The following is a 21,901-nucleotide window of genomic DNA, read 5'->3' as shown; positions in this document are numbered from 1 at the left end:
GAGGAGACCCCATGAACCAGGCCCTTGCCCCCGCCAGTGCCGGGCAGCAGCGTGCGCTGTGGCTGAGCACGTTCGCCTTCACCGTGTGCTTCGCGGTGTGGATGATCTTTTCAATCATCGGCATCCAGATCAGCCAACAGCTCGGTTTGAACGACACCCAGTTCGGCCTGTTGATCGCCACGCCGGTGCTGACCGGCTCGGTCAGCCGCGTCTTCCTCGGCATCTGGTCCGACCAGTTCGGTGGCCGCAAGGTGATGGTGCTGGTGATGCTGTGTGGCGCCGTGGCCACCTGGATGCTGACCTACGCGCAGACCTACACCCAGTTCCTGATTGCCGCGCTGTGCGTGGGCATCGCCGGCGGCAACTTCTCGGTGGGCGTGGCCTACGTGTCGAAGTGGTTCCCGGCCAGCAAGCAGGGCACTGCGCTGGGCATCTTCGGTGCCGGCAACATCGGCTCGGCGGTGACCAAGCTGTTGGCGCCGCTGGTGATGGTGGCCGCGGGCTGGACCATGGTTGCCAAGGTCTGGGCGGTCGCGCTGGCGGTCACGGCGGTGCTCTTCTTCCTCTTCAGCAAGGAAGACCCCTCGCTGGAGCAGCGTCGCCGCGAGGGCGTGAAGCCGGTGCCGTTCGCCGAGCAGATGGCGCCGCTGAAAAACCTGCAGGTGTGGCGGTTCTCGCTGTACTACTTCTTCGTGTTCGGTGGCTTCGTGGCGCTGGCGCTGTGGCTGCCGCACTATCTGGTGGGTGCCTACGGCATGGACGTGGGCCACGCCGGCATGCTGGCGGCGTGCTACTCGATCCCGGCCAGCCTGTTCCGCGTGGTCGGTGGCTGGATGTCGGACCGGATGGGCGCGCGGCGGGTGATGTACTGGACCTTCGGCGTGTCGGCCATCTGCACCTTCCTGCTGGCCTACCCGGATACCGAGTACGTGGTGAAGGGCATCCACGGCCCGATCCACTTCCATCTGGCCATCGGCGTGGTGATGTTCACCGTGCTGGTGTTCGTGCTGGGCTTCTTCATGTCGCTGGGCAAGGCCGCGGTCTACAAGCACATTCCGGTGTACTACCCCAAGCACGTGGGTGCGGTGGGCGGCGTGGTCGGCATGATCGGCGGCCTGGGTGGTTTCATCCTGCCGATCGTGTTCGGGGCATTGAACGATGCCGTGGGCATCTGGAGCAGCTGTTTCATGCTGCTGTTCGTGCTGGTGGCGGCTGCACTGGCGTGGATGCATTTTGCGATCCGTCGCATGGAGCGCCGTCACTTCCCGCAGATCGACCGCGAGACCGACCTGCCCGAAGCCATCGATGCGGCCGCCGCCGAGCGGGTGCGCGGCGGGTGAACGGGGTTGCCGGCCAGCGGCCGGCACTACCAATGCGGTGAGCCACGCGGCGCCTGGTAGTGCCGGCCGCTGGCCGGCATGAACCTGCCGATGCGCCACGCTTGATTTCAATCAGGGCCACGCGAAGAGGAACGCCCGAAGATGTGTGCCATGAGCTTCCACGTCGATGAGAGTGAGGACACTGCGCTGCAGGCAGCATTGCTGCGGCAGCCCCGGCATGTGCTGTTCCCGGCGGCTGACCAGTTCAGCACCGGGTTTGGCGAAAGCGGCTGGCGTGCCGCCGTGCGTGCCAGCAACGAGCACCTGATCCCGCGTGGCTTGACGCTCGGCTTCCAGGCCGGTCGTGGCGGGCGCGATGTGCCGCCGCAGGCGTATCTGGACACGTTGCTGCTGGCCCTGCAGCTGCAGGCCGATGCCCTGGCCGAGGACCGCGAAGTGGTGGCGATGGTGTTGCAGCTGGGATTGGCCGAGACGTTGCCGCCGCCGCAGCTGGGCCAGCTGCTGGACGCCGTGCCGCAGCACCTGCGCACCGTGGCGCGCCCGCAGGTGGAAGTGCGGCTGGACGCCGGCAGTGCGCTGTCACCGGCGCAGCTGCGCGCGGTGGGGTGCACCCGCCTGAACGTGATCGACCGTGCCGATGCGCCGGGGCCGACTCTGCTGGCACAGGCGCGGCAGGTCGGCTTCACTGCGCGCTACTACCAGCTGCGCGTTCCCGCCAGTGAGGACACCGGTTTCATCGAGCGTCTGCATGAGGTGCTGGCCGAGGCACCCGAGCGCATCCTGCTGCCGGCACCGTGCGCGCTGCCGCAGCGTCCGTCGGCAGCGCATTGGCTGCAGGCCTGGCGCCTGCTGCGCGATGCCGGTTATGAACCCATCGGCGGTGACCACTACCAGCGTGGTGACCTGCCCAATCCGCATGGGCCCGGCGATGGCCAGCGCCACTGCGACCTGGCCGGCGTGCCGCGCCGTGACCGCAGTGATTTCATCGGGCTTGGCCTGTCCGCCTGCAGCCAGATCGGCGAAGTGTTCTACCGGCTGGAGGACGAGCTGGGCGAATGGCGGGCGCGATTGCAGTCCGGTCACATGGGCGTGGCCGCGGGCCTGATCCTGTCCGAGGACGAGCGGATGGCGGCCGAGGTGGCACAGAGCATCGCCTGCGACCATGCCCTCGATGCGGCCGCCTTCGAGTGGCGTAATGATGAACCCTTCGAGGAATGCTTCGCCGAACAGCTGCCGGCGCTGTCGCCGCTGCTGGCGCGCGGCTGGGCGCAGTGGGATGCACGTGTGCTGCGGCTGGCCGAAGAAGGGCGGTTGCTGTGGCGTATGATGGCCGCATGCTTCCGGCCGGCGGCCGCCATCGCTTGAGTCCTGCCCCGATGTCTTCAACTCCGCCTTCCCAGGGTCGCCTCGGCCGGGCCACGCCGAACCCCGCCGCCGCCGATGATGGCGACGCGCTGCACTTCTGCAGTACCTGTGCATTTTCCGATGCCTGCATGTCGCAGGGTTACGACAAGACCGCGCTGGGTGACCTGCATGTGCTGGTCGACCACGTCGGTCCGTTCCATGCCGGCGACTACATCTTCCGCGCCGGTGAGTCGTTCGATTCGATTGCTGCGGTGCGCGCCGGTATGGTCAAGACCTTCGTCGATGACAGCCAGGGCAACGAGCAGGTGCTGGGCTTCAGCCTGCCGGGCGAAGTGATCGGCCTGAATGCGATTCACGGCTCGCGCTTCCCCTGCAATGCGGTGGCGCTGGACACCGTGCACCTGTGCCGCATCTCGTTCCCCAAGCTGAGCCTGCTGGCCACACGCATGCCGGGGCTGCAGGCCAAGCTGTTCAGCCTGCTCAGTGCGGAGATCGGCAAGGTCGCCACGCTGGCCGCGAATCACCGTACCGAAGAGCGCATGGCGGCGTTCCTGCTCGACATGTCCGAGCGTTACGCGCGGCGCGGTTTTTCCGCCACGCGCTTCAACCTGACCATGGCGCGTACCGAGATCGCCAACTACCTGCGGATGGCGCCGGAAACCGCCAGCCGCGTGCTGCGCCGCCTGAGCGATGATGGGATCATCGCGGTGAAGCAGCGCGAGATCCTGCTGCTGCAGCCCGAGCGCCTGGCGGCGCTGGCGGTGGCCGACGAATCCGATTCGAACTGAACCTGGCCGGGAGCCGACGATGAAACGCGCTGGACTGTTGTTGCTGGGACTGCTGGCCACGCTGCCAGCCTGGGCGGCCGACCTGACGGTGTCGGCGGCATCGAGCCTGACCGAGAGCTTCCGCGAACTCGGCGCCGCCTATGAGAAGGCGCACCCGGGAACCAAGGTCGATTTCAACTTCGCCGCCTCAGGCGTGCTGCTGCAGCAGATCAGTCGTGGCGCGCCGGTGGACGTGTTCGCCTCGGCCGATGAAACCACGATGGACCAGGCCCAGCAGCAGGACCTGCTGGCGGCGGGCACCCGCGAGGTATTCGCGGTGAACGCGCTGTGGGTGGTGGTGCCGCCGCAGGCCAAGGCCGCGCCGCGTAGCTTGAAGGACCTGACCGGTGCCGGCGTGCAGCGCATCGCACTGGGCAACCCGGACAGCGTGCCGGTCGGCCGCTACGCCAAGGGCGCGCTGGAAGCGGCGGGCCTGTGGCCGTCGGTGCAGGGCAGGGTCATCACCACCCAGAACGTGCGCCAGTCGCTGGACTACGTGGCGCGTGGTGAAGTGGATGCCGGCTTCGTCTATGCCACCGATGCGCAGGCGATGCCCGACCGCGTGCGCCGCGCTTTCGCGGTGCCTGTGGCGGGGCGCATTGCCTATCCGCTGGCGGTGACCAAGGCCAGTACGCAACCGGCTGAAGCCAAGCGCTTCACCGCCTTCGTGCGTTCGGCACAGGGCCAGGCGATCCTGGCCAGGCACGGGTTCGGCAAGCCCTGAGGCATGGATCTCGACTGGAGCGCGCTGGGGTTGTCGCTGAAGGTGGCCGGTTGGGCCACCGCGATCAATCTGGTGCTGGGCGTGGCACTGGGCGCGCTGTTGGCGCGGCGGCGATTTCCCGGCCGCGAGCTGCTGGATTCGCTGCTGACCCTGCCGATGGTGTTGCCGCCAACAGTGCTGGGCTATTACCTGCTGGTGCTGATCGGCCGTAACGGACCGATCGGCGCGTGGCTGCAGTCGTGGTTTGGCATCAACCTGGTGTTTACCTGGCAGGCTGCAGTGATCGCCGCCGCAGTGGCCTCGCTGCCGCTGGTGTTCAAGCCGGCACGCGCGGCGTTCGAGGAAGTGGACGGACAGCTGGAACAGGCCGCACGTACGCTCGGTGTGTCCGAAGCGGCGGTGTTCTTCCGCATCACGCTGCCGCTGGCCTGGCGCGGCATCCTCGCCGGCCTGCTGCTGGCGTTTGCCCGTGCGATGGGTGAGTTCGGTGCCACGCTGATGGTGGCCGGCAGCATTCCGGGCCGCACGCAGACGCTGTCGATCGCCATCTACGAAGCGGTGCAGGCCGGTCAGGACGGCAAGGCCAATGCGCTGGTGATCCTGACCTCGGTGGTGTGCATCGTGATCCTGCTGCTGGCCGCACGGCTGGTGGGCGGGCGTCGCCGGGAGCTGCGTGATGTGGCTTGACCTGCAGGTGCAGCGTCGGCTGCAGGCGGCCGGCCAGGATTTCGTGTTGGACGTATCGCTGCAGTGCACGCAGCGGCAGGTGGTGCTGTTCGGGCCCTCGGGCGCGGGCAAGAGCCTGACGCTGAAGGCGGTGGCCGGGCTGCTGCGGCCGGGCCAGGGCCACGTGCGCCTGCAGGGGCAGACCTTGTTTGACGCGGCGGCCGGCGTGGACCTGCCGCCGCAGCGCCGCCGGCTGGGCTACGTGTTCCAGGATTACGCACTGTTCCCGCACCTGAGCGTGCGCCAGAACGTGGCGTTCGGTCTGCAGAAGGGCTGGTTGAATCCGCGCGCCGGGCAGCGCTTCGAAGCGGTGGAGCAGTGGTTGCACGCATTCCGCATCGACACGGTCGGTGATCTTCTACCGTCACAGGTATCCGGGGGACAGCGCCAGCGCACTGCACTGGCACGGGCCCTGGTGACACAGCCGCAGGCGCTGCTGCTGGATGAGCCGTTCTCCGCGCTGGACCATGATCTGCGCCAGCACCTGCGCCAGGAGCTTGAGACCGTGCTGGACAAGACTGGTATTCCGTTGCTGTTGATCAGCCACGACCCGCAGGATGTGGCCATGTTCGGCCAGCAGGTAGCACGCGTGGTGGATGGTCGCATCGTCGGCGGTTGACCCGCGATGGACGCACTGGCGATGAATGGCTACATCTGATGGTAGTGCCGGCCGCTGGCCGGCAACCATGGAATCCGGAGCAGCCGGCCAGCGGCCGGCTCTACCGGTTCAGGGGTTCCGCGACGCACAGGCGAGGGTTGACTACAGCTGATGGTAGTGCCGGCCGCTGGCCGGCAACCACGGATTCCGGAGCAGCCGGCCAGCGGCCGGTTCTACCGGTTCAGGGGTTCAGCGACGCTCAGGCGATGAATGGTTGCATCTGATGGTAGTGCCGGCCGCTGGCCGGCAACCATGGAATCCAGAGCAGCCGGCCTGCGGCCGGCTCTACCGGTTCAGGGGTTCCGCGAGGCTCAGGCGATGAATGGCTACATCTGATGGTAGTGCCGGCCGCTGGCCGGCAACCATGGAATCCGGAGCAGCCGGCCAGCGGCCGGCTCTACCGGTTCAACCGTTCGTCGCCCACTGGATGAACGCCCAGCGTCGCGTCGGCGCCATGCCGAAACGATGCTGCGGTGAGCGGGCATGCCATGCGCGCACGCGTGCTTCCTCATCCGCATCCAACGCACCGAACAGTTCCACGGCCTGGCGCACCAGGCCATCGGCATCCTGTGCGACATCACGCACTGATTCGGGCAGGTAGTCGACCTGCGGCTCGCGCCCCATGTCCAGCAGCATGTTGATCGGGTAGCGATGGTCGGGCATCGGCACCCAGTCACGGCCAAGCAGCCCGGCCAGCTCCGGTACGCCGGCACGAGGGCCGGTGGCGAAGGTAATGCAAGCGCGCTGGCGGGCGTGCGCATCCAGCCTGCGCAGCGCGGCCTCCAGATCCGGCACCATCAATGAGCGGGAGGCAATCGCCAGGTCGCAACGCGGCACGTCGTGCCAGTCATCGGTCCACGACAGCGCCCACGGCGTGACGTTGGAAACGCCGTCGCGGATGATCGCAGCGCGCAGTCCTTCGAGCATGCCGGTGCTGTAGTCGAGCGCGTGCACATGGCCCACCTGTGCGGCAATCGGCAGGCTCAGCAGGCCGGGGCCACAGCCGACATCCAGGACCGTGGCGACACCACTGAGATCAAGCCGGTCGAGGAATGCCTCGCTGTAGTCATCGTGGCGCCGCCTCCAGCTGGACTGTGCGGCACGCGTATCCCAGGCACTGGCCGGCTTGGCTTGGAAACCACAGGCCTGCAGATGTTGGCGGTAGCGTGCGCTGTGGTCGATCGGGGTCGGTAGGGGTGTACTCATAGTGGCGTTCCAGAAGCGGGCAGGGCGGCGGCGACGCGTGCGGCATCGACGCCATACAGGGTGGCGAGGCGTTCGGGCGTTGCGACCTCACGGGCAGGACCGAGCGCCTGCAGGCTGCCGGTGGACATCAACGCGATGCGGTCGGCCACCTGCAGCGCGTGCTGCGGTTGATGGGTGGACAGCAGCACGCCGATGCCACGCTCGGCCAGGCGGCGCACGGTATCGAGGATGCGCAGCTGGTTGCCGAAGTCGAGGCTGGCGGTGGGTTCATCCATCACCAGCAGTTGTGCCTGCTGGGCCAGTGCACGTGCGATCAGTACCAGCTGGCGTTCGCCACCGCTGAGCGTAGTGACGGTGCGTTCGGCCAGCGCCTGCAGGCCCAGTTCGCGCAGGCAGTCATCGGCGATGGCCTCGTCGGCGCGGCCAGGTGCGGACAGCAGGCCCAGGTGCGCGGCGCGGCCCATGGCCACCACCTCGCGCACGCGCCAGGCGAAGGGCAGTGGCGCGGCCTGCGGCACGTACGCCATGCGGCGGGCACGGGCGGCGCGATCATGCGCGCGCAGCGGCGTGCCCTGCAGGTCCACTTCGCCGCGTACGGCAGGCAGCAGGCCGAGCAGGGTGCGGAACAGGGTGGTCTTGCCACAGCCGTTCGGACCAAGCAGGCACAGCACCTCGCCGGGCTGCACCGACAGTGCAAACTGCGCGCCGAGTGCCACGCCGGCATGGCCGATGACCAGACCACGGGCTTCCAGAAGCGGGGCCGCCGCATTCATGGGCGACGCTCGCTGCGTGCCAGCACCAGCAGGAAACACGGCACGCCGACGAAGGCGGTGAGGATGCCGAGTGGCAGTTCGATCGGCGCCAGGGTGCGTGCCAGTGTATCGGCGGCGAGCAGGAAGCTGGCACCGAGCAGCAGGCTGGCCGGCAGCAGGCGGCGGAAATCAGCGCCGACCAGCAGCCGCGCGATATGCGGAACCACCAACCCGACCCAGCCGATGATGCCGGCAAGTGACACCGCCGCGGCGGTGCATAGCGTAGCGGCGGCGATCAGCGTCCAGCGCAGCGGGGTGACCGCCACGCCCAGCGCGCTGGCCTCTTCATCACCCAGGCCGAGCAGGTTCACCCGCCAGCGCAGCAGCACCAGCGGCAACAGCCCGACCAGCAGCAGCGGCGCGGTGACCTTGAGGTCGTCGATGACCACGGCGTTCAAACCACCCAGCAGCCAGAAGGTGATTGACGGCAACTGAGTGTACGGATCGGCCAGCAGTTTCAGCAGCGAGATGCCGGCACCGAGCAGCGCCGACACCGCAACGCCGGCGAGCACCAGCACCAAGACCGGATCGTGCCGCCGTACCAGCGCTGCCACCAGGCAGACCAGGCCCACGGCCCCCAGCCCACCGGCGAAGGCAATGCCCTGCACCAGCAGCATCGGCAGGCCGAGGAACAGCCCCAGCGAAGCGCCAAGGCCCGCGCCGGCCGAGACGCCGAGGATGTCCGGCGACACCAGCGGATTGCGGAACATGGCCTGGTAGGCGGCACCGGCTGCCGACAGTACCGCGCCGATCAGCATGGCCGCGAGCACGCGAGGCAGGCGGATATGCCAGAGCGCGGCCTGCACGGCAGGCGGGCTGGGTTCGCCGATGCCGAACAGCTGCCAGCCGACGGCATGCAGCAGCGCCGCCGGACGTACCGGAAACTGGCCGACCGAGAACGCCAGCAACAACATCGCCAGCAGCAGGCTCCAGCCACCGGCATGCCAGGCCCAACGTGGAAGCGTGCGCATGCTCAGACGTTCGCATCCAGGCTGCGTGCAAGCGTGGTGGGCAATGGTTGGCCCCACAGCAGCTGATGCAGCGCGCCGATGCGCGCGTGGAGTGCGGCGGGTGCCAGCGCGGGCACTGCACCGGGATGCAGCCTGGACAGCAGCCACGGCAGGCCGGGCAGGCGGTTGACACCGGGCGGACCATCCAGCCATCCGAATGGCAATACCGGCGCGCAGTGCAGGCGACGCTCGCGCACGGCACGCAAGGCGCGCCAGCGCGGGTCCTCTGTTGCACGAGCAGCGAACCCGGCATCCTGGGTCAGGATCACGTCCGGATCCCAGGCCAGCAGTTGCTCGAACGACACGCGGGCGAGGCCGCCGGCACCGGCGCTGGCGGCCACGTTGCGGCCGCCACAGAACTCGATGACTTCGGTGTTGATCGAACCGGACAGTCCACTTTCCAGGCCGTCGCTGCCACGCCCGTAATACACCGTGGGCCGTGTCGCAGCGGGACGTGTCGCCAGCACCTCACGTACCAGTGCCAGCTGCGCCTCGGCCGCCTGGGCCAGCGCTTCGCCGCGTGCGGCAACGCCCAGCAGCCTGCCGACGTGGCGCAGCTGCGCCGGATGATCAGGCAGGCGGCCGGCAATCAGCTCGAACGGAATCGCGGTCTGCTTCCAGACCCTCTCGGCCGAGTCGCGGTAATTGGCATCGAAGTCACCGGCATCCAGCACCAGGTCCGGCTGCATTGCCAGCAGGCGTTCAAGGCTGACCGTGCTGCCGCGCCCGGCCAGGCGACCGACCACCGGCAGCGTGCGCAGCGACGCCGGCAGCTGCGCCAGTGCCTCGGGCGATACCTTCATCGGCCAACCGAGCAGGCGTTCGGGTGCCACCGCGGCAAGCAGTACCGCGGCCGGCGGACCGGCAGCGAACACGCGCTTGGGCGTGGCCTTGGGTGCACCCAGCCGCAGCACGCGCTGCGCCGGCATCGCCAGCAGCTTGGCATTGGCGACCAGCAACGGTGCCAGCGCGAATGCCTGCAGCAGGGCGCGCCGCCTCATGCGGCGGCCTCCGGCGCGGTGCGGCAGGCATCCCACCAGGCCTGCAACGCCGCGTCATCGGCAGGCAGCTCGACGGCCATGCCGCCGGTGAACTGGCGCCACGCGTCGAGGTAGGGCAGCTTCACCGCCGTCAACAACGGGATGCCGGCCAGCATCAGCGCCAGCAGCTCATCGGCCATGCCGCCGCCTTCCGATTCCAGCGTGCCGAAACGGTTGGCAATGGCCAGCGCGGCGTGGTCCTGCAACGCGCGGCGCAGCACCACGCTGGCATCGGCGATGCCGCCCGGGTCCAGGTTGCAGCCACAGGAGGCCGGGCCCAGCGCCTGGCTGATCGGATAACGCGAACCGGGATCGGTCACGTCCATCAGTGCCATGCGCTTGTTGCCGTTGGCGGTGGGTTCGTGCGGCAGGTGCACCAGCCCGCGCACGCGGTGGCCGGCGGCCAGCTGGCGTGCGGCGAACGCGGCCAGCAGGGCATCGGGCTCGCCGCTGTGGTCATGCACGATGGCCGCGATGCGTGGTGGCTGTGTAGCGCTCATGCTCAGAATCTCCAGTTGGCATTGGCGAACCAAGTACGGCCCGGCATCGGGTAGCCGTCCGCCAACTCGTACCACGTGTCACCGATGTTGCGCACGCCGAGGTCGAAATCCCAGGCCTCGCGTGGGCTCCAGCTGGCCTTGAAGCCGGTGATGCCATAACCGGGCAGCTCGCGCACCGGTCGTGCGGCATCGGCGTAGCTGACCTTGCGGCCCTGTTCGGCTTCCAGCGTGGCCTGCAGCTTCAGCTGTGGCAGCAGCTGCCAGCCCACCGCCATGAACAACCGTTGGCGCGGACTGTCGAGCAGGGCCACGCGGCGGTCTTCCAGGTTGGTGCGGCGCAGCCAGGTGTAGCTGGTCTGCACGTCCCAGTCGTCGCCGATGCGCTGGCGCAGGCCCAGTTCCACGCCCTGGTGGCGGGCCTTGCCGATGTTCTGCGCCTGGTTGCAGGTGCTGCCGCCGCATTCGCGCGAGGCCACCACGGCGTTCTGGATCAGGTCATCGATGCGGCTCTGGAACAGCGCCGCCTGCAGCTGGCCGCCCTCCCACCAGCGGCCACGCAGGCCCACTTCGAAGTGGGTCGCATGCTCGGCCTTCAGGTCCGGATTGGGCAGGGCTGAACCCATGCGCGCGGAATAGCGGTCCTTGATGGTCGGGAAACGCGTACGCCGCGCGGCGCTTGCATACCACTGCTGGTCCGGCGCCAGTTGCTGCACGTACTCCAGCACCGCATTGGTGGCATCGGTGCTGCCGGTTGGCCAGAAATACACGCGCTTGGCGTCGCGGCGGTCATGGCCGATGCCCACGCGCAGGTGCGAGGTGTCGGTCAGCGCGATGCGGTCCTCGATCGCCACCGAGGTGGTGACATCACGGAAGTCCTTGGTGGGCGAGTGCGGGTTGCGCTCGCTGTGCTGGTCTTCCTTGTAGTGGATCGCGAACTGCAGTTCCTGGCGCGGCAGCGCCGTGGTGGCCAGGGTTACCGAGCCGCCCACGGTGCGGTCATCGTAGATGCTGGGGAAGCTGCTGTTGTCCATCGCCACCTGGTAGCTGCCGTCGGTATAGGCGTCCAGGCCGTTGCCATAGGTATCGCGGTAGACGCGGGTGCGCAGCGTGGTGTGCTCGCCCAGGCGGGTGTTGCCGATGAAGTACAGGCTGTCCTTGTCCCACCACGGCCAGCGCCAGTAGCGGATGCCGCTGCGCGCGGTGCCGGTGTAGACCGGGTTGTCCTTCTCGCCGTCCTGGCGCGCGTAGCCGATTGCGTACTCGTCGCCCTCGCGCGGGGTGTAGCCCAGCTTGAACGACAGGCGGCGGTCGTCGCGCGAGGCGTTGCGGCGGTCCTTGCCGGTGTCGGTGGGCACGCGCTTGTAGTCGACGAAGCCCTTCGGCAGCGGGAACTCATCGGCTTTCAGGATCGACGCACCGAGCTGGAAGTACCAGTCGCCACGACGCCCGCCGAGGTTGACCGCCGCCTTGCGCTCGCCGCCATCGGCGATGCCCAGCCGCACGTCGCCTTCCAGCGGGCGCTCCGGGCGGCGGCTGACCAGGTTGATCGCACCGCCGAGGATGTTCGGTCCGTACAACAGCGAGGCGCCGCCGCTGGCGACCTGGATCTCGGCCAGGTCGAAGGTGGTGAAGCGGCCGAAGTCCACGTAGCCGTCATAGGGCACGTACAGCGGGATGCCGTCGAGGAACACCGGCACCTGGCGCGCATCGAAGCCGCGCAGGTAGACCATGTCCTCGTTGCGCGAGTTGCGCGCCAGGCTCACGCCCGGCAATACGCTGACCGCATCACCGACCGTGTTGCGGTCGAGCTGCTGGATGCGTTCGGCGTCGAGGCTGCGTTCGGCCACGGTGGGCGACGTGCCGCGCTCGGCATGCACGTCGATCGTGCCCAGGGTGAACACTGGCGGCGAGGCCGTGTCGGCCGCCGTGGCGGCAAGCGGGAGCAGCAGGGCGGACAGGGGTAGAACGAAACGACAGGTACGCATCCTCGCGATTCCTCGGGTTCGTTATATCCAAGATGATATAACGGTTGGCAGGGGTCAACTTGATGACCGACCCGGGGATTCTCGGCGCTGGCCGGCACGGCCACCTTGATCGATATCAAGCACGGTGCAGGGCGGCCACGCCGTACACTGGGCGCTCGCGCGAACGCAGGGATCGAAGCACGATGAGTGAGGCCGAGCCGCCGTTGGAGCTGCAGGGCAACCTGTGGCTGAGCATTGCCGGGCAGAGCGTGGGTGGCCGCGGACGCTTCGCGCTGCTGGGCCTGATCGATGCGTGTGGCTCGATCAGCCAGGCCGCCAAGCGCATGGGCATGACCTACAAGAACGCCTGGGACGCGGTGGACGCGATGAACACCGCGGCCGGCGAACCGCTGGTCGCGCGCAGCGTGGGCGGCCGTGGTGGCGGCGGTGCACGACTGACCGAGCGCGGCCACCAGCTGATCGCCCGTTTCGAGGAGGTCGAGCGCGCGCACCGTACGTTCCTGCAGTCGCTGCAGGCCACCCCCGGGCTGGACGAGGATCTGGCCCTGATCCGGAGAATCGGCATGATCACCAGTGCACGCAACCAGTTCCACGGCCGGGTCAGCGCGCTGGCCACCGGTGCGGTGAATGATGAAGTGCAGATCGAAGTGGCGCCGGGCCTGGCGCTGGTCGCCACCATCACCCATGGCAGCGTGGAATCGCTGGGCCTGGCGGTGGGCGTGCCGGCCTATGCGCTGGTGAAAGCTTCGTCGGTGATCGTGGCGCAGGGCGAGGGCGCGCGCTACTCGGCGCGCAACCAGTTCGCCGGCACGGTGGAGCGGATCACCGAGGGCGCGGTGAATGACGAGGTGGTGGTGGACATCGGCCATGGCTGCAGCGTGGTGGCGGTGATCACCCGTGCCAGTACCGCAGCGCTGGAACTACGCGAAGGCAGCACGGCAACAGTACTGTTCAAGGCGTCGAGCGTTATCGTGGGCGTGCCGATGTAGAGCGGTCTGGTAGTGCCGGCCGCTGGCCGGCAGCTTCATGGTGCGAAGCGCAGCCGGCCAGCGGCCGGCTCTACCGATCCAGGGTTCGTGTGGTCCAGTGGTGATGGATCAATACAACTCGCAGTGCGTGCAGTCTTCACCTCGTAGCGTGTCCCAGTGCCCCTGGCCACCGACGGTGATCACCCGCGCCAGTACCGCAGCGCTGTTCAAGGCGTCGAGCGTGATCGTGGGCGTGCCGATGTAGAGCGGTCTGGTAGTGCCGGCCGCTGGCCGGCAGCTTCATGGTGCGAAGCGCAGCCGGCCAGCGGTGGGCTCTACCGGTCCAGGGTTCGTGCAGTCCAGTGGTGATGGATCAATACAACTCGCAGTGCGTGCGGCCTTCGCCCCGCAGCGCGTCCCACTGGCCCTCGCCAACGATGGCATCGATAGCCTCGCGCACCGCGCTTTCCAGGTGGCTCTTGTTGCCGCACAGGTACAGATGCCCGCCGCGGGCCAGTACATCGCGCACGTCATCGCCGCGCTGCTGCAGCACATGCTGCACATAGACCTTTTCGGCGCCGTCGCGCGAGAATGCAGTATGCAGGCCGGCCAGCACGCCTCGCGTGTGCCAGTCCTGCAGCTGTTCGCGGTACAGGTAATCGTGCTGGCTGTGCTTCTCGCCGAACACCAGGTGCACTTCGCGCGCGCAGGCGCTGGCCTGCAGCTCCTGCATCAGCCCCATCAACGGTGCAATGCCGGTGCCGGTGCCGACCAGCAGCAGCGGTGCTTCGCCGGTATCGGGCAGATGGAAGCCCGGATTGGAGCGGCAGTACACACGGGCGTGGTCGCCACCGTGCAGCAGGCTGCCGGTGGCTGTGCCAAAGCGCTCACGGCCGCGCAGGGTGTAGCGCACTTCGCGCACGCACAGGCTCAGCTGGTCGTCGCACGGGTGCGAGGCAATCGAATAGGCGCGCGGCAGGCGCGGTGACAGCAGTTCGCGCAGGCGGGCCAGCGGCACGCTGTCCGGCGTGGCGTGGTCCTGCAGCACGTCCAGCAGGTCCAGCCCGTGCAGGTAGGCTTCCAGTTCGCGCTTCTGGCTGACCTTCAACAGGCCCTTCAGCACCTCGCTGCCGCCCAATTTGGCCAATTCGCGCAGCACGCCCTTGCTCAGCAGGCGCAGCTCGCGGTCGTGCAGTGCGGCCACGGTGGCGTTGTCGCCATACCAGCGGGCCAATGCCTGCATCAGGGCAGGGTCGTTCTCGGGTACTACGTGCAGGGTGTCGCCCGCGCGGTACGCCATGCCACTGCCGGCAATGTCCAGCTGCAGATGCCAGGCGGCCGGGTCGCTGCTGTTCAAGCGGCGGCGTTCGAGAATGGGGGCGGCAAAGGCATTGTCTTCGCCATACGCGGTCACCTGCAGGTGCAGGTCCTGGCCAGCGTTCACGTCGCCATCCAGTACCTGGCCCAGCACCGGCTGCCATTGCTGGAAGAACTGCTCGTAGCCCAGGTCGGCATCCACGCGCTGCAGCAGCGGCTGCGCCTGGCGATCGCTCAGCGCCGCATCCAGCGCCTTGGTGAAGCCGCAGAAGCTGGGGTAGCCGGTGTCGCCCAGGCCGAACACCGCATAGCGCAGGCCGCTCAGCGTTGGGGTCTGGCGCAGCGTTTCGAAGAACTGCTCGCCGTTGGCCGGCGGTTCGCCATCGCCGAACGAGCTGGAGATCGCCAGCAGCACGTCGCCGTGGCCGAGGCTGGCCACGTCGATGTCATTGAATGCAAGCACCTGCGGCGCGTGCGGCTGCAGGTCCGCGCCCAGGCGCTGGGCCAGGGCGCGGGCATTGCCCGACTCGGACGCGAAACCCACCAGCAGGCGGCTGAAGGGCGTACTGGTCGGGAGAGCGTTCACGCGGCCTCGTAGAAATCGTCGAACTTTTCCTTGCTGAACTCGACCAGGTCGTAGTTCTGCATCAGGTCGTTCACCACGCGGCGGATGCTGATGTACGAGGTGATGTTGCCGTCGGCGTCGAACAGCGGTTGCACGGTGGTGTCGACCACGTAGAGCACGCCACCCTTGCCAAGGTTGGGAACGATGCCGGTCCAGGTCTTGCCGGCCTTGATGGTGTCCCACATGTCCTTGTAGACCGCCTTGGGCACATCCGGATGGCGCACGATGCTGTGCGGCTGGCCGATCAGCTCCTCGCGGGCGAAGCCGGTGAGCGTGCAGAACAGGTCATTGGCGTAGGTGATGTTGCCCTGCAGGTCGGTGGTGGAGATCACCATGACGTTCTGCATGGCATTCAGCAGCTGGGCGTTGTCGGGGGTGTAGCTCATCGCAGGGTCCTTGTGAATGCCGGTAACGCCGGCGTGTTCGGGTCCTGCATAGAAATACGCCCGCACGGCGGCGGGCGGTTTGACATTGATCAAGTGGATGCCGGGATCGGCTGCGACCGGGTGTCGCAGGGAGAATCTCTGCAGAGACGAGCCCATGCTCGGCTCACGCGGCAAGCGGGAATGCCAGTAGCCGAGCATGGGCTCGGCTCTACAGGAACGGCGAGCGCGTCAGCCCATCAGATAGCGCAGTACACCCGCCGAGAACACGCCGATCAGCACCGTCGGCAGCATCGACAGCCGCGTGGCAGCCAGCAGGGTGATCGCCAGCGCGGCGAGGTCGGCGGGCTTGTCGGCGACGAAGTCGGGCGCGATCACCGAGATCAGCACGCAGCCCGGCGCGGCTTCCATCACCGTTACCGCGCGCTTGCTCAGTGTGCGGTTGCGCAGTGCGAGGAAGCCGACGATGCGGGTCAGGTAGGTGGCGGCGGCCATCAGCACGATGGTCAGTACCGAAGTCCAGTGGATCAGGCCGTTGAAGATCATGCTGCGTCCTCCGCCAGCAGCCAGGCCGCGGCCAGGCCCGCCAGTGCGCCGCTGGCCACGTACCACGCACCCGGCACCAGCAGGTAGGTGGCAGCGGCCACCACCAGGCTGACCAGCCACGGGCGCGCGGCCTTCATGCCCTGCCACATGCCACGCAGCAGCACCAGGAACACGGCGGGGAAGGCCATGTCGAAGCCGTAGGCGTGGATGTCGCCCAGCATCGGCCCAACGATCGCGCCCAGCGCGGTGCAGGCCACCCAGACCGTGTACAGGCCTGCCGACACACCCAGGTAATAGGCCAGGCTGAAGCCGAGCGCACGGCGGCGCGCATCGGCCACGCCCATCGCCCAGCTCTCGTCGCACATGAAGAACAGTGCCGGCAGCACGCGGCGGCGCGGCAGGTGCTGCAGCAGCGGGGCCAGGCTGGCGCCCATCAGCAGGTGGCGGCTGTTGACCAGCGCGGTGATCGCCACGATCAGCGCGATATGCGGCGGCGAGGTCCACAGTTCGACGGCGGCGAACTCCGAGCCGCCGGCGAAGTTGAGGCCGGTCATCAGCGGCACTTCCAGGGCGCTGAGGCCTTTCTGGGCGGCCTGGGCGCCGAGCACCAGGGCGAAGGGAATGAAGCCGATCATCACCGGTACGGCGGCGCGCAGGCCGCGCAGGAATTCGGCGCGCGGGGCGGTATCGCAGGTATCGGGCAGGGGGAGGGTGGTACGGGCGTCCATGGAACGGCACAACGAGGTGGGGGTGGCCCATGCTAGCGGTCCGATCGCGAAATCGGGTTGCGTTGATGCCATTCAATTCGGGAATATTGAGATTCCATGCGGCCAAGGTCGCCAAAGGTGAAATCCCGTGCAGTATCAGCTCGACAACCTCGATCGCCGCATCCTCGATGCCCTGCAGCGTGACGGACGGCTGCAGAACCTGGAGCTGGCCCGGCTGGTGGGCCTTTCGCCCTCTGCCTGCCTGCGGCGGGTGCGGCTGCTGGAGGAGGGCGGCTACATCGACCGCTATGTGGCCTTGTTGAACGAGGCCAAGGTGGGCCGTGGCTTCACCGTGTTCGTGCGGGTCTGGCTGCGCGGGCAGGACGAGGACACCACCAATCACTTCATCAACAGCATCAAGTCTTTCCCGGAAGTGCTTGAATGCCATCTGATGGCGGGCGACTGCGATTTCCTGTTGCGGGTGGCGGTGGCGGACCTGGATGCGTACCGGCAGTTCCAGATGCAGCACCTGAACCGGATTGCCGGGGTGCAGAACACCAAGACCGAGATTCCGATGCAGCGGATCAAGCAGACGACCCAGTTGCCGCTTTGAGGGATGGGGGTTCCGGCCGGGTTGCACCCGGCACCCGCAGAGGCAACGGCCGAAGCAACTGCAACGGCGATGTTCCCAGGGCGGCGGGGCGGTGTGGCCAGGCAGGACACGCCGTAGACCCATCCATGGGGGCTCGATGGCGCCATCCATGGCGCCAACGGTCCTGCCTGCCCACACCGCCCCGCGCCTGACAGTTCCCCGCGACCTGTCGGGGTCGGATCCCGTTGCTGTGCAACGGGCTCTGACCCCACGCCTGGAGGACATGGTCTGTTCGACTCGTTGATGCCTGATCCGTGACTGGCTCCAGGAAGGCTGGCCCGACGGTCGGCCGTGGGCGGCGGTCATCGCAATGACATGTGCCCCCGGTACGGTTTGAGCCCGCTTGCTGGTCGCGCGCGGGCCGGGGTTCCGGTCGTGGCGCGCGTCCACTGCAGCTGCTGTCGCTGCCGAGGGTCATGTGTTCTACGTCAGGGGGCTGAATGGACACCATGCGGTCAGAACTTGGAAGGTGGCCATCGCCGCATGGCTGCTGCTGTCCTTTGCCGCTGTGGCGCAGGACGGTGTTCATGCCTACGACATCCCTGCGCAGCCGCTGGAGCAGGCGGTCGAGCGCTTCAGCGTCATCAGCGGGTGGTCGGTGATGTACCCGGGCGATCTTGCCGCGGGCCGTAGCAGCCATGCGCTGCGCGCCAGTCTTGCGCCGCTGCCTGCCTTGCAGATGCTGCTGCAGGATTCCGGTATCGAGGCCGAGGTGATCGGCGAGCAGCGCGTGGTGCTGCGCCGGGGCACGCCCGCGGCAGCCGAACCCGGTATTGGCGCCGAGCTCCCGGATGCCGAGCGTCGGCGCCGCTATGGCGGGCTGCAGCAGCGCCTGCGTGCGGCGTTCTGTGACGACCCCGAGATCGCGCCCGGCCGCTATGCCGCAACGCTGCGCTTCCACGTCGACGGCGAGGGCCAGGTGCAGCAGCCCGAGCTGCTGTCCGGCAGTGGCAGTGCCCGCCGCGATGCGCGCCTGCTTCAGGCGCTGCAGGGCCTGGTGCTGGCGCGCGATGCCGCTGCGCTGCCGCAGCCGGTGACCCTGCAGATCCGTCCTTCCGGCGCCGACCACGACTGTGGCCGGCGCGCGCCCCTTCCATGACTTCAAGGATTCGAACATGAGCAACGGTACGGCTGGGGCAGTTGACCTGATGGACCACCTTCTGGGGGCCTACGACGAGCTGAAGCGCCGCCTGGTGCGCAAGCTGGGCTCGGAGGAGCTGGCCGGCGATGCGCTGCAGGACACCTGGATGCGCCTGAGTGCGCGCCGTGACCGCCTGGATGCCGTGCAGAACCCCGCGGCCTACCTGTTGCGCATGGCGATGAACACGGTGATCGACCGCCAGCGTGCCGACCACCGCCTGCTGAGCCTGGAAGAGGTGGATACGCTGATGGAGATGGCCGACCCTGCACCGGGCCCGGCGCAGGCGGCCGAACTGGATTTCGCGCTGGAGGACATGGTCGGCCTGCTGCAGCGCATGCCCGAGCGCCGACGCCGCATCCTGCTGGCGATCCGCGTCGATGGCCTGCAGCAGCGCGACGTCGCCGACCAGCTGGGCGTGTCGCTGCGGCTTGTGCAGCGCGAGCTGAAAGCGGCCCAGGACTACCTGGCCGAGCGCAGCGGACAGGGGCGTCAGGTGCGGTTCTGAGCGGCGGCATCCGTCTACACTTTGACGCCGAGCAGAACCCCGCAGCGTGCGGGTCCGGCATGAGCCCCCATGGATCCTGACGATCGCCCGCAACGCCCGCTGGATGCCGTCGAGCGTCAGGCCCACGCGTGGGTGGTGCGGTTGACCTCGGGCGAGGCGACCGCCGCCGATGGGCGCAGGTTCCGTGAGTGGTGCGAGGCTGATCCGCGTCATCGCGAAGCATTCGGCCGTGCGCGCCGGCAATGGGAGCAGGTACGCCTGGCCGGCGAGCAGCTGCCCGCCGCTGCGCGCCAGCCGGTCGCGCCGACGCCGGCCCAGCGCTGGAGCCGGCGCGCCTTCCTGGGCGCCGCGATTGCCGCACCGGCCAGTCTGGTGGTGGTGGCGGCGATCCGCCCGCCGCTGGGGCTGTGGCCCTCGGTGACGGCGATGGCGGCCGATTTCCACACCGGCACCGGTGAACGGCTGCAGATCGCACCCTTGCCGCAGCTGAAGATCGAGCTGGATACGCAGAGCAGCCTGCGCCGTCGTTCGGACACGCAGGGCGAAGGCTTCGAGCTGGTGCAGGGCCAGGCCGCGATCGAAACCCAGGCAGGCCTGCGCCTTGCCCTGTTCGCGGGGCCGGGCTGCGTGATTGCCGATGAAGGTGCGGTGCGCCTGGACGTCCGCAACACCCACGGCCAGGTACGGGTAACCTGCCTGCAGGGCAGCGCCCGCATCGAGCACCCGCAGGGCCGCCTGCAGCTGCAGGCGGGCCAGCAGACCCAGTACGACGAGCGCCTCAGTGGCGTGGTGGCCGAAGCCCTGGCGTCGGAAGTGAGCGCCTGGACCGAGGGCATGCTGGTGTTCCGCCGCGCTCCATTGCGCGAGGTGGTGGATGAAATCAACCGCTACCGCCGCGGCAAGGTGCTGCTGGGCGAATCGGCATTGGCGCGGGCCCCGGTCAGCGGCCGTTTCCGCATCGATGATCCGGACGCGGCGCTGGAGCAGCTGCGACTGACGATGTCGCTGGATCTGCGTCGCTTTCCGGGTGGCATTGCCGTCCTTGGTTAGGTGAAGACGCTGGCCGTGCGCGCCGCGCAGGGCTGTTGCAAGCAAGGAGACGCCAAGGATGCGCAACGAGACCATCGGTGTGCTGGATCTGCGCCGCAATCTGTCGGCGTTGCTGGAAACCACGCAGCGACGGCCCTTGATGGTGCATCGCTATGGATCGCCGTGGGTGTGCGTGGTCTCCGATGCGCAATGGCAGCAACAGGCCGTTCTGCTGGAGTTCGATCCGCAGTCCCACCCGTTGGCGATGCTGTTGCGGCTGCAGCAGCAGGTGCTGCCCCTCGCTGAGGCCGGCACGCTGCCGCCTGCGGCGATGGCGCGCGTGCTGCTGCTGATGGGCATGCACGGCATCGACGATCTCGTGCAACTGCACGAACAGGTACAGCACCATCGTCTTTGGCACTGGTTCGTGGCCGGCACCCAGGGCGTGATGGATGGCTGGCAGCTGCCGGCGCTGCGTGTTGCGATGGCGTCATGGTGCGATGACGTGGATATGTCCAATGCGCTGACAACGTTCGCCGCACGCAGCGATGTGGCGATACTGGCGCGCCGTTGCGGGGGCGAAGCGCCGCGACTGGAGCGCGAAGCCTGCAGGCAGATGACGCTGCGATGACGTTGCTGATGAAACGCCACGCAGCGCACAGAGACGCATTCGCGTTGTCGCTTCACCTGCCTTGCTGACGTCTTCTCCAGAGTACGACGCACCACGCGTCGTGGAGCACGGGCGGCGCCGATGGCAGATAGTCGCAGGATCAGCATGCTGGAACTGGATCGCCACCTGAGCCAGTCGCTGGAGCAGGCTCGGCACACGCCTGTGAACGTGCAGCGCTATGGGCACTCGTGGGTCTGGGTGCTGTCCAGTGATGCCTGGGCCGATGCGGCACGCTGGGCGGCACTGGACAGCAGCGCGCATCCGCTGGCCGCGCTGCGGCGCGCCCTCGATCTGCAGCTGCGGCCCTGGCCCGAAGCGGCCATGAACGCGCTGCCGCTTGACGCGGGCGATGTGCGGCAGCTGCAACGTGCGGCGTTGCTGGTGGTCGTGCGTGATCTCAACAGTGCGCAGCGCGTGTACGACGATCTGCGCTACCACCAGGCCTACCGGATGTTCATCGGCCTCGACCATGGCACCGCGTGGTCGCCGATGCAGTGCGTGCGCCTGCTGCAGGCCTGCGCGCACCCGTTGCTGCGCGGCTGCATCGACGATGCGCTGGCCAGCGTGCCGCAGCACTTGTTGGAGTCTGCATGTGTACCTGCGGCACGTGCTGCGCCTGCACAGGCACACGCGCAGCGAATAGCAGGCGGATGTTTATCGTACTGACACATGCACCGCTGACCATGGCGCAGCGGTCTCTTCCAGGATGACGAGGGCGGAACAATGGCAAGGCAGGTGGGTGGTCGCAGGGCTCGGCAGCAGGGCTTCAGCCTGATCGAGATCATGGTGGTGGTGGTGATCATCGGCATTCTCGCGGCATTGATCGTGCCGCGGTTGATGGACCGTCCCGACCAGGCGCGCGTGGTGGCGGCGCGCCAGGACATCGCGGCGCTGATGCAGGCATTGAAGTTGTTCAAGCTGGACAACGGTCGCTATCCCAGCGCCGAACAGGGCCTGCAGGCGCTGGTGAAGCCGCCGCAGGGCGGCGGTGCGATGCCGGTGACACCGTATCTGGATCGCCTGCCGAATGACCCATGGGGCCATCCGTACCAGTACCAGATTCCCGGAACCCATGGCGACATCGATGTGTTCTCGCTGGGTGCGGACAGCAAGCCCGGTGGCGACGCCGGGAACGCGGACATCGGCTCCTGGCAGCTGTGAGGCG

General features: G+C 68.0%; 24 protein-coding genes. 14 read left to right on the top strand and 10 right to left on the bottom strand.

Features of this window, described 5'->3' with window-relative positions:
• Positions 1-11: 11 nt before the first annotated feature.
• From ACZLIB_RS13210 to ACZLIB_RS13185, 6 genes are all read left to right on the top strand, one after another.
• The gene (locus ACZLIB_RS13210) at positions 12-1,340 is read left to right on the top strand and encodes an MFS transporter (RefSeq protein WP_478467830.1); all 1,329 of its coding nucleotides are present in this window, start codon (positions 12-14) and stop codon (positions 1,338-1,340) included.
• Positions 1,341-1,490: 150 nt separating this feature from the next.
• Positions 1,491-2,705 carry an oxygen-independent coproporphyrinogen III oxidase gene (locus ACZLIB_RS13205; protein WP_049401265.1) on the top strand — a complete coding sequence of 405 codons (1,215 nt, stop codon included), beginning with the start codon at positions 1,491-1,493 and terminating at the stop codon, positions 2,703-2,705.
• An 11-nt stretch (positions 2,706-2,716) separates the two neighbouring features.
• Positions 2,717-3,493, top strand: coding sequence for a helix-turn-helix domain-containing protein (locus tag ACZLIB_RS13200; RefSeq protein WP_049401325.1), 777 nt, complete (start codon positions 2,717-2,719; stop codon positions 3,491-3,493).
• Between the two features lie 19 nt (positions 3,494-3,512).
• Positions 3,513-4,256, top strand: a complete 744-nt coding sequence (gene modA, locus ACZLIB_RS13195) for a molybdate ABC transporter substrate-binding protein (RefSeq protein WP_478467828.1) — start codon at positions 3,513-3,515, stop codon at positions 4,254-4,256.
• A gap of 3 nt (positions 4,257-4,259) precedes the next feature.
• On the top strand, positions 4,260-4,943 hold the full coding sequence (gene modB, locus ACZLIB_RS13190; RefSeq protein ID WP_006371078.1) for a molybdate ABC transporter permease subunit: 684 nt from the start codon (positions 4,260-4,262) through the stop codon (positions 4,941-4,943).
• On the top strand, positions 4,933-5,601 hold the full coding sequence (locus ACZLIB_RS13185; RefSeq protein WP_049422059.1) for a sulfate/molybdate ABC transporter ATP-binding protein: 669 nt from the start codon (positions 4,933-4,935) through the stop codon (positions 5,599-5,601). Before modB ends, ACZLIB_RS13185 begins: the two co-directional genes overlap by 11 nt.
• 444 nt (positions 5,602-6,045) lie before the next feature.
• Here ACZLIB_RS13185 and ACZLIB_RS13180 read toward each other — a convergent pair whose 3' ends face one another.
• Genes ACZLIB_RS13180 through ACZLIB_RS13155 form a run of 6 tightly spaced genes read right to left on the bottom strand, consistent with a single transcriptional unit; the run spans position 6,046 to position 12,193 of the window.
• On the bottom strand, positions 6,046-6,846 hold the full coding sequence (locus tag ACZLIB_RS13180) for a class I SAM-dependent methyltransferase (RefSeq protein WP_478467826.1): 801 nt from the start codon (positions 6,844-6,846) through the stop codon (positions 6,046-6,048).
• On the bottom strand, positions 6,843-7,619 hold the full coding sequence (locus ACZLIB_RS13175; RefSeq protein WP_478467825.1) for an ABC transporter ATP-binding protein: 777 nt from the start codon (positions 7,617-7,619) through the stop codon (positions 6,843-6,845). Before ACZLIB_RS13175 ends, ACZLIB_RS13180 begins: the two co-directional genes overlap by 4 nt.
• The gene (locus tag ACZLIB_RS13170) at positions 7,616-8,629 is read right to left on the bottom strand and encodes a FecCD family ABC transporter permease (RefSeq protein WP_478467824.1); all 1,014 of its coding nucleotides are present in this window, start codon (positions 8,627-8,629) and stop codon (positions 7,616-7,618) included. Before ACZLIB_RS13170 ends, ACZLIB_RS13175 begins: the two co-directional genes overlap by 4 nt.
• Positions 8,630-8,631: 2 nt before the next feature.
• On the bottom strand, positions 8,632-9,669 hold the full coding sequence (locus tag ACZLIB_RS13165) for an ABC transporter substrate-binding protein (protein ID WP_478467823.1): 1,038 nt from the start codon (positions 9,667-9,669) through the stop codon (positions 8,632-8,634).
• Positions 9,666-10,208 carry a DUF2478 domain-containing protein gene (locus tag ACZLIB_RS13160; RefSeq protein ID WP_329913346.1) on the bottom strand — a complete coding sequence of 181 codons (543 nt, stop codon included), beginning with the start codon at positions 10,206-10,208 and terminating at the stop codon, positions 9,666-9,668. The genes ACZLIB_RS13165 and ACZLIB_RS13160 overlap by 4 nt, the downstream gene beginning before the upstream one ends.
• A gap of 2 nt (positions 10,209-10,210) precedes the next feature.
• Positions 10,211-12,193, bottom strand: a complete 1,983-nt coding sequence (locus ACZLIB_RS13155; protein WP_478467821.1) for a TonB-dependent receptor plug domain-containing protein — start codon at positions 12,191-12,193, stop codon at positions 10,211-10,213.
• A gap of 182 nt (positions 12,194-12,375) precedes the next feature.
• Between ACZLIB_RS13155 and ACZLIB_RS13150 the strand changes: the two genes are divergently transcribed.
• Positions 12,376-13,182 (top strand): TOBE domain-containing protein, encoded by an 807-nt coding sequence (locus ACZLIB_RS13150; RefSeq protein ID WP_097047732.1) that lies wholly within the window; start codon positions 12,376-12,378, stop codon positions 13,180-13,182.
• Positions 13,183-13,534: 352 nt separating this feature from the next.
• Here the strand turns inward: ACZLIB_RS13150 and ACZLIB_RS13145 are convergent, their stop codons facing one another.
• The 4 genes from ACZLIB_RS13145 to ACZLIB_RS13130 form a co-directional block, all read right to left on the bottom strand.
• Positions 13,535-15,064: a diflavin oxidoreductase gene (locus ACZLIB_RS13145; RefSeq protein ID WP_478467819.1), complete on the bottom strand. Its 1,530-nt coding sequence runs from the start codon at positions 15,062-15,064 to the stop codon at positions 13,535-13,537.
• Positions 15,061-15,489 (bottom strand): PAS domain-containing protein, encoded by a 429-nt coding sequence (locus ACZLIB_RS13140; RefSeq protein WP_005409905.1) that lies wholly within the window; start codon positions 15,487-15,489, stop codon positions 15,061-15,063. Before ACZLIB_RS13140 ends, ACZLIB_RS13145 begins: the two co-directional genes overlap by 4 nt.
• 228 nt (positions 15,490-15,717) lie before the next feature.
• Entirely contained in the window at positions 15,718-16,032 is a 315-nt protein-coding gene (locus tag ACZLIB_RS13135) for an AzlD family protein (RefSeq protein WP_107433709.1), read from the bottom strand.
• A complete protein-coding gene (locus ACZLIB_RS13130) occupies positions 16,029-16,760 on the bottom strand; it encodes an AzlC family ABC transporter permease (RefSeq protein ID WP_014037422.1) in 732 nt (243 codons plus the stop codon). Before ACZLIB_RS13130 ends, ACZLIB_RS13135 begins: the two co-directional genes overlap by 4 nt.
• A gap of 127 nt (positions 16,761-16,887) precedes the next feature.
• Between ACZLIB_RS13130 and ACZLIB_RS13125 the strand changes: the two genes are divergently transcribed.
• From ACZLIB_RS13125 to gspG, 7 genes are all read left to right on the top strand, one after another.
• Positions 16,888-17,352: an Lrp/AsnC family transcriptional regulator gene (locus tag ACZLIB_RS13125; protein WP_005413654.1), complete on the top strand. Its 465-nt coding sequence runs from the start codon at positions 16,888-16,890 to the stop codon at positions 17,350-17,352.
• A 457-nt stretch (positions 17,353-17,809) separates the two neighbouring features.
• Positions 17,810-18,490: a TonB-dependent receptor gene (locus ACZLIB_RS13120; protein ID WP_032128127.1), complete on the top strand. Its 681-nt coding sequence runs from the start codon at positions 17,810-17,812 to the stop codon at positions 18,488-18,490.
• Positions 18,491-18,506: 16 nt separating this feature from the next.
• Positions 18,507-19,037, top strand: a complete 531-nt coding sequence (locus tag ACZLIB_RS13115; RefSeq protein ID WP_032128154.1) for an RNA polymerase sigma factor — start codon at positions 18,507-18,509, stop codon at positions 19,035-19,037.
• A gap of 69 nt (positions 19,038-19,106) precedes the next feature.
• Positions 19,107-20,087, top strand: a complete 981-nt coding sequence (locus ACZLIB_RS13110) for a FecR family protein (protein WP_107433708.1) — start codon at positions 19,107-19,109, stop codon at positions 20,085-20,087.
• A gap of 58 nt (positions 20,088-20,145) precedes the next feature.
• Positions 20,146-20,697, top strand: coding sequence for a hypothetical protein (locus ACZLIB_RS13105; protein WP_049463065.1), 552 nt, complete (start codon positions 20,146-20,148; stop codon positions 20,695-20,697).
• Between the two features lie 144 nt (positions 20,698-20,841).
• The gene (locus ACZLIB_RS13100) at positions 20,842-21,402 is read left to right on the top strand and encodes a hypothetical protein (RefSeq protein ID WP_478467818.1); all 561 of its coding nucleotides are present in this window, start codon (positions 20,842-20,844) and stop codon (positions 21,400-21,402) included.
• A gap of 57 nt (positions 21,403-21,459) precedes the next feature.
• Positions 21,460-21,897, top strand: a complete 438-nt coding sequence (gene gspG, locus ACZLIB_RS13095; protein WP_110712520.1) for a type II secretion system major pseudopilin GspG — start codon at positions 21,460-21,462, stop codon at positions 21,895-21,897.
• The last annotated feature ends 4 nt before the right edge of the window (positions 21,898-21,901 follow it).

The sequence above is a fragment of the Stenotrophomonas sp. 220_Sma genome (genome assembly GCF_056487375.1).
The sequence above is the reverse complement of the archived record's forward strand: the minus strand, read 5'-3'. Positions and strand labels throughout refer to the sequence as shown.

Bases quoted from the DNA above. Each gene is read 5' to 3' on its own strand.
- ACZLIB_RS13205 (WP_049401265.1), top strand. From the start codon at position 1,491: ATGAGCTTCCACGTCGATGAGAGTGAGGACACTGCGCTGCAGGCAGCA.
- modB (WP_006371078.1), top strand. From the start codon at position 4,260: ATGGATCTCGACTGGAGCGCGCTGGGGTTGTCGCTGAAGGTGGCCGGT.
- ACZLIB_RS13160 (WP_329913346.1), bottom strand. From the start codon at position 10,208: ATGAGCGCTACACAGCCACCACGCATCGCGGCCATCGTGCATGACCAC.
- ACZLIB_RS13210 (WP_478467830.1), top strand. From the start codon at position 12: ATGAACCAGGCCCTTGCCCCCGCCAGTGCCGGGCAGCAGCGTGCGCTG.
- ACZLIB_RS13170 (WP_478467824.1), bottom strand. From the start codon at position 8,629: ATGCGCACGCTTCCACGTTGGGCCTGGCATGCCGGTGGCTGGAGCCTG.
- modA (WP_478467828.1), top strand. From the start codon at position 3,513: ATGAAACGCGCTGGACTGTTGTTGCTGGGACTGCTGGCCACGCTGCCA.
- ACZLIB_RS13140 (WP_005409905.1), bottom strand. From the start codon at position 15,489: ATGAGCTACACCCCCGACAACGCCCAGCTGCTGAATGCCATGCAGAAC.
- gspG (WP_110712520.1), top strand. From the start codon at position 21,460: ATGGCAAGGCAGGTGGGTGGTCGCAGGGCTCGGCAGCAGGGCTTCAGC.
- ACZLIB_RS13200 (WP_049401325.1), top strand. From the start codon at position 2,717: ATGTCTTCAACTCCGCCTTCCCAGGGTCGCCTCGGCCGGGCCACGCCG.
- ACZLIB_RS13115 (WP_032128154.1), top strand. From the start codon at position 18,507: ATGAGCAACGGTACGGCTGGGGCAGTTGACCTGATGGACCACCTTCTG.
- ACZLIB_RS13150 (WP_097047732.1), top strand. From the start codon at position 12,376: ATGAGTGAGGCCGAGCCGCCGTTGGAGCTGCAGGGCAACCTGTGGCTG.
- ACZLIB_RS13175 (WP_478467825.1), bottom strand. From the start codon at position 7,619: ATGAATGCGGCGGCCCCGCTTCTGGAAGCCCGTGGTCTGGTCATCGGC.
- ACZLIB_RS13185 (WP_049422059.1), top strand. From the start codon at position 4,933: ATGTGGCTTGACCTGCAGGTGCAGCGTCGGCTGCAGGCGGCCGGCCAG.
- ACZLIB_RS13155 (WP_478467821.1), bottom strand. From the start codon at position 12,193: ATGCGTACCTGTCGTTTCGTTCTACCCCTGTCCGCCCTGCTGCTCCCG.
- ACZLIB_RS13100 (WP_478467818.1), top strand. From the start codon at position 20,842: ATGCTGGAACTGGATCGCCACCTGAGCCAGTCGCTGGAGCAGGCTCGG.
- ACZLIB_RS13180 (WP_478467826.1), bottom strand. From the start codon at position 6,846: ATGAGTACACCCCTACCGACCCCGATCGACCACAGCGCACGCTACCGC.
- ACZLIB_RS13135 (WP_107433709.1), bottom strand. From the start codon at position 16,032: ATGATCTTCAACGGCCTGATCCACTGGACTTCGGTACTGACCATCGTG.
- ACZLIB_RS13130 (WP_014037422.1), bottom strand. From the start codon at position 16,760: ATGGACGCCCGTACCACCCTCCCCCTGCCCGATACCTGCGATACCGCC.
- ACZLIB_RS13165 (WP_478467823.1), bottom strand. From the start codon at position 9,669: ATGAGGCGGCGCGCCCTGCTGCAGGCATTCGCGCTGGCACCGTTGCTG.
- ACZLIB_RS13105 (WP_049463065.1), top strand. From the start codon at position 20,146: ATGCGCAACGAGACCATCGGTGTGCTGGATCTGCGCCGCAATCTGTCG.
- ACZLIB_RS13110 (WP_107433708.1), top strand. From the start codon at position 19,107: ATGGATCCTGACGATCGCCCGCAACGCCCGCTGGATGCCGTCGAGCGT.